General features: G+C 40.4%; 9 protein-coding genes. All 9 read left to right on the forward strand.

The genetic code is table 11. From position 1 onward, the window contains the following. Window positions 1–7: 7 nt before the first annotated feature. The 9 genes from aroK (at window position 8) to AC0JIQ_RS01410 (ending at window position 12,484) form a co-directional block, all read left to right on the forward strand. Complete coding sequence (aroK, locus tag AC0JIQ_RS01370; protein ID WP_087535970.1) at window positions 8–574, forward strand: shikimate kinase AroK; 567 nt, start codon at window positions 8–10, stop codon at window positions 572–574. A 24-nt stretch (window positions 575–598) separates the two neighbouring features. Beyond that, window positions 599–1,681 (forward strand): 3-dehydroquinate synthase, encoded by a 1,083-nt coding sequence (gene aroB / locus AC0JIQ_RS01375; protein ID WP_178882506.1) that lies wholly within the window; start codon window positions 599–601, stop codon window positions 1,679–1,681. Window positions 1,682–1,700: 19 nt separating this feature from the next. Then, on the forward strand, window positions 1,701–2,567 hold the full coding sequence (locus AC0JIQ_RS01380) for a hypothetical protein (protein WP_474202414.1): 867 nt from the start codon (window positions 1,701–1,703) through the stop codon (window positions 2,565–2,567). 463 nt (window positions 2,568–3,030) lie between these two features. Continuing rightward, window positions 3,031–7,509 (forward strand): glutamate synthase large subunit, encoded by a 4,479-nt coding sequence (gltB, locus tag AC0JIQ_RS01385; RefSeq protein ID WP_346510610.1) that lies wholly within the window; start codon window positions 3,031–3,033, stop codon window positions 7,507–7,509. 71 nt (window positions 7,510–7,580) lie between these two features. After that, complete coding sequence (locus tag AC0JIQ_RS01390) at window positions 7,581–9,002, forward strand: FAD-dependent oxidoreductase (RefSeq protein WP_474202415.1); 1,422 nt, start codon at window positions 7,581–7,583, stop codon at window positions 9,000–9,002. A 168-nt stretch (window positions 9,003–9,170) separates the two neighbouring features. Further along, window positions 9,171–10,061, forward strand: a complete 891-nt coding sequence (locus AC0JIQ_RS01395) for a metal-dependent hydrolase (RefSeq protein ID WP_250750273.1) — start codon at window positions 9,171–9,173, stop codon at window positions 10,059–10,061. 182 nt (window positions 10,062–10,243) lie between these two features. Next, the gene (locus AC0JIQ_RS01400; protein WP_004660169.1) at window positions 10,244–10,834 is read left to right on the forward strand and encodes a LemA family protein; all 591 of its coding nucleotides are present in this window, start codon (window positions 10,244–10,246) and stop codon (window positions 10,832–10,834) included. 85 nt (window positions 10,835–10,919) lie between these two features. Next, window positions 10,920–11,930, forward strand: a complete 1,011-nt coding sequence (locus AC0JIQ_RS01405) for a TPM domain-containing protein (RefSeq protein WP_474203209.1) — start codon at window positions 10,920–10,922, stop codon at window positions 11,928–11,930. Continuing rightward, the gene (locus AC0JIQ_RS01410) at window positions 11,924–12,484 is read left to right on the forward strand and encodes a TPM domain-containing protein (protein WP_474202416.1); all 561 of its coding nucleotides are present in this window, start codon (window positions 11,924–11,926) and stop codon (window positions 12,482–12,484) included. The genes AC0JIQ_RS01405 and AC0JIQ_RS01410 overlap by 7 nt, the downstream gene beginning before the upstream one ends. The last annotated feature ends 360 nt before the right edge of the window (window positions 12,485–12,844 follow it).

Consider the following 12,844-nt stretch of genomic DNA (forward strand, 5'->3'; position numbering starts at 1 on the left):
ATTTTGAATAATTGCAATTAATATAGGTGGCGCGTTGCAGGGCAAAGCGTTTGAAACCCTACCAAATATTTATTTGGTAGGGCCAATGGGGGCAGGGAAAACAACAGTTGGTCGACATTTAGCAGAATTGTTGGGACGTGAATTCATTGATAGTGATCATGAAATTGAGCGTAAAACAGGTGCTACAATCCCTTGGATTTTTGAAAAAGAGGGTGAATCTGGTTTTCGAGCACGTGAAACTAATGTGTTAAATGACCTAACCGCACGTTCTGCCCTTGTTTTGGCGACTGGTGGTGGTGCGGTAACACAATCGGAAAATCGAAAGTTTTTAAAACAGCGAGGTATCGTTGTTTATCTATATACTCCTGTAGAGCTTCAGCTACAGCGAACTCATCGCGATAAGAATCGTCCATTGTTGCAAGTAGAAAACCCAGAAAAGAAATTAAGAGATTTGTTAACTGTGCGAGATCCACTTTATCGTGAGGTTGCACATTTCATTGTTGAAACAAATCAGGGTGCAGCGCGAGATTTAGCGCAAAAAATTCTACAGCTTATTTTATCTAAACAAATTTAGTAATTTTCTTGTTGGTCTAATTTTATGCAAACACTACATGTTGAATTGGGTGATCGTCGCTATCCTATTTTTATTGGAAGTAATTTAAATCCTAGAGATTTGCTAGCGCCATATATTCATGGTCGACAAGTGATGCTGGTTTCCAATACAACAGTCGCACCATTATATTTGCAACATTATGTTGATGGATTGCGCCAGTTAGATAAACAGATTGCACAATGTATTTTACCCGACGGGGAGCAATTTAAAGACATTGAACATTTGAATTTAATTTTTGATGCGCTTTTGGAATCAGGTTTTAATCGTGATTGCACAGTGCTTGCATTAGGTGGTGGTGTTATTGGAGATATGGCTGGTTTTGCATCTGCTTGTTTCCAGCGCGGAGTGAATTTTATTCAAGTACCAACTACATTATTATCTCAAGTTGATTCAAGTGTGGGTGGGAAGACAGGAATCAATCATCCTTTAGGTAAAAACATGTTGGGTGCGTTTCAGCAACCTCAAGTTGTATTAGCGGATATGGCACAGCTTGATACTTTACCAGATCGTGAACTTTCTGCTGGTTTGGCTGAAGTGATTAAATATGCATTACTAGGCGATGTGGATTTTCTAGTATGGTTAGAGCAGAACATGGATGCGCTTGTTGCACGTGATGCGAATTTACTCGCAGAAGCAGTTTATCGCTCATGCGCACATAAAGCTAGAATTGTGGCTAATGATGAAAAAGAGCAGGGCGAGCGTGCACTTCTAAATTTAGGGCATACTTTTGGGCATGCAATCGAATCTTATCTAGGTTATGGGGTATGGTTACATGGTGAGGCGGTTGCAACAGGTATGGTAATGGCAGCAGATTTGTCACATCGCTTAGGTTGGATATCTGCTGAAGATGTTGAGCGTACAAAAAGAATTATTCTACGTGCCCATTTACCGATATCATGTCCACAAATTCCACTCGACGAATTTTTGGCTTATATGTCGCATGATAAAAAAGTGCTCAATGGCCAATTGCGCTTGGTTTTACTTAAAAAGTTAGGTCAAGCCATCATTACCAAAGATTTTGATGTGGATTTAATGAAGCAAACGATTCTTGCGAACCAATCTTCATAATCAATATATTGAGAAAAATATGCTTATTTCTAGATCAATTTGGCAAAATATTCAACAATACAGCTGGCTCACACTTGCAATTGTATGCTTGATTGCTGCATTGGTCTTTTGGGGCGTTACTGATGGAGATGCTTTGGTTGAAGTAGATCAACCAGCTAAAACTGAAGTTCAAATTCAACCTGAAAAAGTGACTGCAACTGCTCATTTAGGTGCCTTTTCTAATGAGGTGAAGCCATTAGATTTAACAACCAGAGTTGTTGTTTCTAATGAGCATGCACCAGAATTTCGTGGCACTAAATTTATTAAAGAAAATCAGCAACAATGGACGATGGAAATTTTTCGTAGTTCAGATGAAGCAATTGTTAAAAATTTCTTATTAAGTCGATCAGATCGGAAAAAGTTTATTTATTTCCGTTTAACTGGCGCAGATCAAGCAGAACAATATGTTCTTGCTTACGGTATATCACCGAATATGGAGGAAGCAAATCGTCAGTTTGCTCAACTAAATTTGGTACTTCCTCAGTCCGTACAACCGAAAGCTCAGCAATTATCAAAATATGCTGAGTTTGTGAATGATTTAGGCTCAGATGAATTAAAAACGGCGATAAATCAGCTTTATGATATTCAGTTAAAACCCGCAGCGCTACCTAAAGTGGATGAGAGTTTGTTGGCTGCAGGGGCTGTGGCTTCACAAGGCAGTTTGGGTGTTAGTTCAGGAAAGCCAGCAGTTGATCCTGCAATAGCAACTCAAACAACAGTCACACAGCGTGATGCTCAAGGTAACGTGGTAAACGTCAAACAAAGCCAATCTTCAACACAAAATCCTGAAAAATTGAAAGAAAATTCAGATTCTTCTAAACGTGATGTGACAGATCCATTCAATTAGTATTGCACTAATTTTGAGCATTATTGGCGCCTTTTTAAGGCGAAATGATTTATTTTGGTGCAAAAAAACTTCATAAGATATAGCTTTAGCCTATTATAAATTAAGGTTATTTTAATTTTTTTAATGATTTAGTAAATTTACAATTAATTGGTATGTTTTTTGCTTCCTTGTGGTGCTAATTTATCTGCTCATTGCACTTTTTCACACTAAATACCCAATTAATTTAGTGAAATGGAAAGTTTTTGTGCTTTACAAACATTGGTGAAGGTGTAATAACTGAAAACACTTTATATGCTTGAGTACGCTGTTTCTTCTTAAAGAAAGGCGTATATTGCAAATCCGCCAGGAAAAATGTTTTTGCGAAGCATTGAACTTTATATGAGTTGATCGGCAATATCGCAGAAAATGAATTGATTGTTTGTTGCTCGAAAGAGCCATGTTGAAAGAAGGGTACGCTATGCACATGCCATCGCCTAATACTGTAGCTCCCGCTCAAGGCTTATATCAGCCTGATGAGTTTAAGGATAACTGTGGTTTTGGTCTGATTGCCCATATGAAGGGTGAATCAAGCCATCATCTGGTCGAAACTGCGATTCACAGTTTAAGTTGCATGACGCACCGTGGTGGTATTGCCGCGGATGGTAAAACAGGAGATGGTTGCGGATTGTTATTGGCAATGCCAAAACAATTTTTCCGTGAAGAAGCTCAGAAGCTAGGCAGTAATTTAACTGAGATTTTTGCTGCGGGTACAGTATTTCTGAATATTGACCCTGCTTTAGCTCAAAATGCAAAGAACATTTTAAATAAAGAAATTGCAGCAGAAGGTTTAACGGTTGCGGCATGGCGTGTTGTACCAACAAATAATGATGCTTTAGGTGAAATTGCATTACAATCACTCCCAGCATTTGAACAAATTTTAGTTAACTGCCCAATGGGTTTGACTGAAGTTGAATTTAACCGCAAGTTATTTTTAGCTCGTCGCCGTGCAGAACAACAATTACAAAACGACCCATTATTCTATGTGACAACACTTGCAACAACTGTCATCACATATAAAGGCTTAATGATGCCAGCAGCAATTGCTGACTTCTATACAGACTTAGCTGATGAACGTCTAAAATCGCATATTGTGGTGTTCCATCAGCGTTTCTCAACCAATACTTTGCCACGTTGGCCATTGGCTCAGCCATTCCGTTATCTTGCGCATAATGGTGAAATTAATACCATTACGGCAAACCGTAACTGGGCACTGGCTCGTACGCCAAAGTTTGAAAATCCATTACTGCCAGGTTTAACTGAGTTAAATCCGATTGTAAACCGTACTGGTTCGGATTCATCAAGCCTAGACAATATGCTTGAAATTCTTGTTGGTGGCGGAATGGACTTATTCCGTGCACTTCGTATGCTCGTTCCACCAGCATGGCAAAATGTTGAAACTTTGGATGCTGATCTACGTGCATTCTATGAATTCAACTCTAAGCATATGGAAGCTTGGGATGGTCCAGCGGGTCTTGTGATTCAAGATGGTCGTCACGCGATTTGTATGTTGGATCGTAATGGCTTACGCCCAGCGCGTTGGGTGATCACCAAAAATGATTACATCACGCTTGCATCAGAGATTGGTGTATGGGGTTATGAACCAGAAGATGTTGTGTCTAAAGGTCGTGTTGGTCCTGGTCAAATTTTAGTTGTAGATACTTTGACAGGCAAAGTGCTTGATACAAAAGATGTCAGCAATCACCTTAAAAACATGCGTCCGTATCGTGAATGGTTGCGTGACCATGCGATTCGTTTGAAAGCAGATCCTCAGCTTGAAGAACAATTGAGTGATCAAGGTTTAACTGGTGATGCATTAAAAGCGGCTCAAAAAATGTTTATGGTGACATTTGAAGAGCGTGATCAGATTTTGCGTCCAATCGCAGAAAGTGGTCAGGAAGCTGTTGGTTCAATGGGTGATGATACGCCAATGGCAGTCTTGTCTCGTCAAGTTCGCCATGTATCAGATTATTTCCGTCAACAGTTTGCGCAAGTGACGAACCCACCAATCGATCCATTACGTGAATCGATCGTAATGTCATTGGAAACATGTTTGGGTCGTGAGCAAAATGTGTTTGAACAGGGTCCTGAACACGCTGACCGCATCATTATTTCAAGCCCTGTATTGTCACATTCAAAAATGCAGCAGCTTCGTGATGTTGAAAAAGAACGTGCGGGTTATGCTGTTGCTGATATCAATCTGAATTATGCAGAAACCGAAGGTTTACAAGCCGCAGTTGCACGTATTTGTGAAGAAGCTGCACAAGCTGTTCGTGATGGCAAAACTTTAATCGTTTTGACAGACAAAAATATTCGTGAAGGTTTCTTGCCAGCAAACTCAGCATTGGTAACAGGTGCAGTACATCATTACTTGATTCAAGTTGGTTTACGTACTGATGCAAATATTTTGGTTGAGACAGGTTTCGCACGTGATCCACATCAATTCGCAGTGTTACTAGGTTTTGGTGCGACAGCAATTTACCCATATTTAGCTTATGACGTGATCAATGATTTGGTTGCGAAAGGCGAATTGTTGGGAGACCCAGTTTATGCACAAGCAAACTTCCGTAAAGGGATTGAGAAAGGCCTATTAAAAGTTCTTTCTAAAATGGGGATATCGACAGTCGCTTCTTATCGTGGCGGCCAATTGTTTGAAGCCGTAGGTTTGTCATCTGAAGTAGTTGATAAATGTTTCCTTGGCGTACCAAGCCGTATTCAGGGTGCAACCTTTGCTGATCTGGAAAATGACCAGAAAAAATTGGCAAGCACAGCTTGGTCAAATCGTAAACCGATTGATCAGGGTGGTTTACTCAAGTTCGTATTCGGTAAAGAGTACCATGCGTTCAACCCTGATGTGATTAACTCATTGCATAAAGCTGTTCGTTCAGGTCAATATCAAGACTTTAAAGAATACGCTGAGCTAGTAAACAACCGTCCAGTTGCTACGATCCGTGACTTATTCAAGTTAAAAACAACTGATTCGATTGCGATTGATCAAGTTGAAACGATTGAAGAGATTCTTCCTCGTTTTGATTCTGCGGGAATGTCTTTAGGTGCGTTGTCTCCAGAAGCACATGAAGCAATTGCAATTGCGATGAATACGATTGGTGGTCGTTCGAACTCTGGTGAGGGCGGTGAAGATCCTGCACGTTACGGTACCATTCGTAACTCGAAAATCAAACAGATTGCATCAGGTCGTTTTGGTGTAACTCCTGCGTACCTAACGTCTGCTGAAGTATTGCAGATTAAAGTGGCACAGGGTGCAAAACCAGGTGAAGGTGGTCAATTACCAGGTGGTAAAGTAAATGGCTTAATTGCACGTTTACGTTACTCAGTGCCGGGTGTGACTTTGATTTCTCCGCCTCCGCATCATGACATTTACTCAATTGAAGATTTGTCACAATTGATCTTTGACTTGAAGCAAGTCAATCCCCAAGCGATGGTATCGGTAAAACTAGTATCAGAGCCAGGTGTTGGTACTATTGCGGCAGGTGTTGCAAAAGCCTATGCCGACTTCATTACCATTTCAGGTTATGACGGTGGTACAGCGGCATCACCACTTTCATCGATTCACCATGCAGGTTCACCGTGGGAATTGGGTCTCAGCGAAGCGCATCAAGCGCTACGTGTCAATGATTTGCGTGGCAAGGTTCGTGTACAAACCGATGGTGGTTTAAAAACAGGTCTGGATGTGATCAAAGCAGCAATTTTAGGTGCAGAAAGCTTCGGTTTCGGTTCTACACCAATGATCGCATTAGGTTGTAAATATCTGCGTATTTGCCACTTGAATAACTGTGCAACTGGTGTTGCAACACAGCAAGATCATTTGCGTCAAGAGCACTATATTGGCGAACCAGAAATGCTCATCAACTTCTTCAAATTTATTGCTGAAGAAACACGTGAATGGTTAGCTGCTTTAGGTGTTGCGTCACTCAAAGATTTGATTGGTCGTGTTGATTTGCTTGAGGTTTTACCAGGCGAAACTGAAAAGCATGCGCATCTTGATCTCAGTGCATTATTGACATCACATCCTGCTGCTGAAGGCAAAGCTCAGTATTGCCAAGTTCAAGGTAATGCACCATTTGATAAAGGTGTTTTAGCTGAGAAAATGGTGGCTGAGATGTTGCCAGCAATTGAAGCAGGTACAGGTGGTTCGTTTAACTTCACTGTAGGTAACTGTGACCGTTCGATTGGTGCGCGTATTTCTGGTGAAATTGCACGTCGTTATGGCAACTTGGGTATGGAAAACAGTCCAGTAGTCATGAATCTTGTAGGTACTGCTGGTCAGTCACTTGGTGTTTGGAACGCTGGTGGTTTGCATATCAAACTTGAAGGTGATGCAAACGATTACGTGGGTAAAGGTATGGCGGGTGGTCGTGTGTCGATCTTCCCACCAAAAGGTTCACCCTTCCAAACGCAAAATACCGCGATTATTGGTAACACCTGTTTATATGGTGCGACTGGCGGTAAAGTCTTTGCGGCAGGTACTGCGGGCGAGCGTTTTGCAGTTCGTAACTCAGGTGCATTTGCAGTCATTGAAGGTGCAGGTGACCACTGTTGTGAATATATGACAGGTGGTGTGGTGACAGTACTGGGTAAAGTCGGTCATAACTTCGGTGCAGGCATGACTGGTGGTTTTGCTTATGTCCTTGACCTTGATAATGACTTTGTTGACTACTATAACCATGAGTTGATTGACTTAAATCGTATCTCAACTGAGGCGATGGAAGATCATAAAGAAAACCTCCTTCGTATTCTTGATGAACATATTCAAGAGACTGGAAGTGCTTGGGCATACAAAATCCGTAATGAGTTCGACTTCTATAGTCGTAAGTTCTGGCTTGTAAAACCAAAAGCTGCTAATTTGCAATCGCTTTTGAAAACAACCCAAGCTGATCCACAATAATTCCACGACTGCAAAGACATAGGCAGGTGCAGAGGTGAAGGACACCACTGCGCCTACCCACGGAGAGAGACATGGCAGAACGCCTCAATAATGACTTTCAATTTCTGGATGTAGCACGCCAAGATCCAGAGAAAAAAGATATTACTGTCCGCAAAGCAGAGTTTGTGGAAATTTATAAACCCTTTACTGCGGAAGTTGCTGCGAATCAAACGCACCGTTGTTTAGGATGTGGTAACCCATATTGTGAATGGAAATGCCCAGTACATAACTATATTCCAAACTGGTTAAAGCTGATTGCAGAAGGTCAAATTTTCCAAGCGGCTGAGCTTTGCCATCAAACCAATACCTTGCCAGAAGTATGTGGTCGTGTTTGTCCGCAAGACCGTTTGTGTGAAGGTGCATGTACCTTAAATGATGGTTTTGGTGCGGTTACGATTGGTAATGCAGAAAAATATATCAATGATACAGCGTTCGCTTTGGGCTGGCGTCCAGATATGTCTGGCGTGAAATGGACCAATAAAAAAGTTGCCATTATTGGTGCGGGTCCAGCAGGTTTAGGCTGTGCTGATATTCTTGCTCGCGGCGGTGTGAAACCAGTTGTATTTGATAAACGCCCTGAAATTGGTGGTTTACTTACATTTGGTATTCCAGAATTTAAAATGGAAAAAGATGTGATGAAACGTCGTCGTGAAATCTTCACGGGGATGGGTATCGAATTCCGCTTAAATACTGAAATCGGTGTTGATGTAACGATTGAACAACTCCTTGCTGAATACGATGCGGTATTTATGGGGATGGGAACCTATACTTACATGAAAGGTGGTTTCCCTGGCGAAGATCTTGATGGTGTTTACGATGCCTTAGATTTCTTAATTGCTAACGTCAATCGTTGCCAAGGTTGGGAAAAAAATCCAAGCGAATACATCAGTGTTGATGGTAAAAAAGTGATTGTTCTTGGTGGTGGTGACACTGCAATGGACTGTAACCGTACTTCATTACGCCAAGGTGCGCATGATGTGACATGTGCTTACCGTCGTGACGAAAGCAACATGCCGGGTTCCGCACGTGAAGTGAAGAATGCCTATGAAGAGGGTGTAAAATTCCTGTTCAATCGCCAACCGATCGAAATTGTTGGTGAAAATGGTAAAGTGACTGGTGTTAAAGTGGTGACTACCCAAATGGGTGAGCCTGATAGTCGCGGTCGTCGTAGTCCTGAGCCTATTCCGGGTTCTGAAGAAATCTTACCAGCAGATGCAGTATTGCTTGCATTCGGTTTCCGTCCAAGCCCAGCTGATTGGTTTGGTTCTGCGAATGTTGGATTAGATGGTTCAGGTCGTGTTGTTGCGGCAGAACAACAAGAATTTAAATTCCAAACGTCTAATCCAAAAATCTTCGCTGGCGGAGATATGGTGCGTGGTTCTGACCTTGTTGTTACTGCAATTTGGGAAGGTCGCCAAGCAGCAGAAGGTATTTTAGATTACTTAGGTGTCTAACTAATCTTTATAGTTTGATTGCGATAAAGCCTGCTCAAGCAGGCTTTATTTTTTTCATCTTATCTTTTTGGTAGTTTTAGCAAATCTTGTAAGCTTTTTTGCCCTGTCGCTGATCATTTTTCAGCATGATACTCGAAGACCAATCAGGAAATTGTGCAGGCAATAAAGATGGCTCTTGCAAATGTGAATGCTGAAAAAACCTATTTAAATAGACCAAAAGCTTTGGGTATTACGGTTCGTCGTTTGCAGTTTAATCCAAAAAAAATTAAACGACATTATTTCGCTAATTCTCCACTAATGTCACATCTCTTAACGGCTTTGTCTTCAACATTTCCAATCGGTGAACAATATTTTGTAAATAGCGTGAGGAATGTTAGGGATAAAGTCCAAGAGCCACAGTTACAAGCACAAATTGCAGCATTTATCGGGCAAGAAGCGATGCATTCTAAAGCACATACCGAATTTAATGATGCATGGCGAAGAGATGATTACAATCTAGATCGTTTTCAAGCATGGCTTGCAAAACGTGATGATACACTGAGAAATATTCACCCTAAATTACAGCTTGCGTTGACCTGTGCATTTGAACATTTTACAGCGATGTTAGGTGGTTATATTCTGAAGCATCCAGAGATTCTAAGTACTTTAGATGATGATGCGATGAAACTTTGGGTTTGGCACGCGATTGAAGAAATCGAGCATCGCTCGGTTGCTTTTGATGTCTATCAAGAGGTCTATGGTGATGACCGAATTCGTCGTCTGTTGATGCGTAGCGTGACCACTGGATTTGCAAGTCTCACTTTTTATGCAACATCACGTTTAATTTGGCAAGATAAGTGGAAAAGCTTGCCGAAAGTTGGTGGGAATGTATTTGGGATGTATTTGCTTGGGAAAATGTTTATTCAACTGATTCCAGAATACTTGTCTTATTATCAAGCGGATTTTCATCCTGCAAAGCACGACTATACGAAATTAGTGAATTATTGGAAAGCACGTATGGCGGATGAGTATGGTATGGTCAGTTTTCAAGAAGAAAAATTTTCAAAATTATATAGTTAATCCATTTTTTATAAACATAAACGTTGTGCTTAACAAGGCATTACTCAAGGCCATTGAGTAATGCCTTTTTTTTATTTAAATACGTATAAAGTAACTTTAATAAATGTTACACAGCGAACAAAAAATCACATTACAATGAATTATTGCAAAAAATATAAAGAAAAACCTGAGGATAAATTTTTATGAAAGTTATTAAGAAAACCGCATTAGCAACAGTATTAACAAGCACCTTGTTGTTCACAGGTTGTGGATATAATACTTTACAAGTGAAAGATGAAGCCGTAAGTGCTTCATGGTCTGAGGTGCAAAACCAGTATCAGCGTCGAGCAGATCTTGTGCCCAATCTTGTCAATGTGGTTAAGGGCTATGCTAAACATGAAGAGCAAGTCCTCACAGAGGTTACGCAAGCTCGTTCTAATGTTGCGGGTTTAAAAGTAGATAAAGAAGTTTTAGAAGACCCAGCGCTATTCGAAAAATATCAACAAGCACAAAGTCAATTGACAGGTGCATTATCTCGTTTGATTGCTGTTTCTGAAAATTATCCAGATTTAAAAGCCAATGAACAATTCCGTGATTTACAAGCACAATTGGAAGGTACAGAAAATCGAATCGCGGTTGCTCGTAATCGCTATATTACGACCGTGCAAGATTACAACTCATATGTGCGTCAGTTCCCACAAGCAATGACGGCAAAAGTCATTGGTATGAAAACCAAAGAGAACTTCAAAGCGGAACAGTCGGCTCAACAAGCACCAACAGTATCATTTAATTAAGATTTGAAATTGTTCTTGATGGGTTTGGAGTTGCCATATGTTGGAAGAAATTAGACAAAAACCTAAGCAGCTTTCGGCTGTTTTCATGATTGTTTTTGTAACACTATTTTTTCAACATACAGTTTGGGCTGAGGTTGCGACTGCAGCAGATGAAACTGATTTAGTTGTTGCAAGTAAAATTATTCAAGAACAGCAAAAGAATAAGCCCACGCCTTCAAGTGTTTCAGATACTGAAACACCAGTATTGCCTAAAGTTGCGAATGATATGGCTGAGGGTGAATCCATACGTGGTTTACCGACTTTACATCAGCCCATCATAGATCAGACCAAAATATTAAGTGATGCGGAAATACAGCAACTCAATCAAAAAATACTGACGTTGTATCAGCAGGGTAAAGCTCAGATTGGGGTGATTATTGTACCAACCACTGGACAGGAAGCTATTTTTGATTTTGCTTTACGTACAGGTGAAAAATGGCAATTAGGTTCTGCTAAACGTGATAATGGTTTGTTAATGGCAATTGCAGTCAATGATCGCAAAATTCAGATTCTAACAGGCTATGGTCTAGAAGGTGTTTTACCTGATGTGGTACTGAGCCGTATTATTCGTAATCAAATTACACCTTATTTTAAACAAGGTCAGTATGCTCAAGGAATCTCATCAGGTTTGGATGAGATAAGCCAGATTGTGAATCAAGATCCAGAAATTGCACAACAGGCTGCCCAAGAATTAAAAGACCGTCATGAACAAGCTTTACGTGAGCAACAAGCGAAAGATAATACGCTAACTATGGCGCTATTTATCCTTGTAGCCGGTGTTGTAGGTTCATTCATTGTTGGCAATCGTTTAAGCGCTGCTACAGCTGGCGTTACCGCTGCTGCTGCTGGACTTTTAAATGGTGCAGGTATTTTGATGAGCTTATTGCTTGGTTTTGGTATCTTCTTTTTACTGATTACTTCACTAGCTCAGCTTATTTTTCAAGCTTTTCTATCTGGAGGAGGAAGAGGTGGCGGTGGTTTTGGTGGAGGAAGCGGTGGCGGATATAGTGGCGGTGGTGGTAGCTTTGGTGGCGGAGGAGCATCAGGTTCATGGTGACAAAGACGGATACAACGGAAATCATTACGCAATCGAAACTAGAAGAATACGCGCAACCTAGTTTAAAACGCTGGTTCAAACATTTTTTATATATTTCTTCTGCACATCGTTTTTTTAATAAAAAAGACCGCTTAGATATTGCACAAGCTGTGCAGCAAGCCGAAAAAGGGCATGTCGGTGAAATTCAAGTGGTAATAGAAGGGCATATACCATGTTCACAGGCTTATCATCAAAACACACGGCTACGTGCTCAGCAGCTATTTGCCGAATTAGGTGTATGGGATACTGAATTGAATAGTGGGGTTTTGCTTTATTTGAACCTTTGTGAGCGCAAAGTTGAGATTGTGATTGATCGTGGTCTTAAAAATGCGACTAAAACTGAGATTTGGAATCATATTTGTCAGCGTATAGTCTATCAACTTGCTCAAAAACAACATTTGGAAGCCATCAAAAGCGGAATTGGTGAGATTGGTCAAGTATTAGATCATTATTATTCTAATTCGAAGATAGATAACAAAAATGAATTGCCAAACGAGCCTATCATTATAAATTGAACGATTTAATAGTTTTATGATCTTTTTGGACACATCTAGAGCACGCTTATCGGCTCAATAGCTCTATAAAAGGCTATTTCTTAAAAAACCTTTTTATCTTCCGATAAACGGTTATGTAAATATTCATAATTTTAATGTGATTTGTTTCGCTCAATTTTACACCTCTTCGATAGAAATCATGCTTAATTGATACGATGTTTGAAAATAAGTCGTGAAAGGTGACGTTTTTTGTCATTTTTTGTCATAAAGAGTGATAATTGCATTAAAACTAATCTGCAATAATATTCTTTTAAGTCTCTGTTTTTTTGAGTTAAAATTGGCTAAGCTAAGGATTGGCATAGAACATGCTAAATACAAAGT

This window comes from Acinetobacter sp. FB (assembly GCF_056033405.1).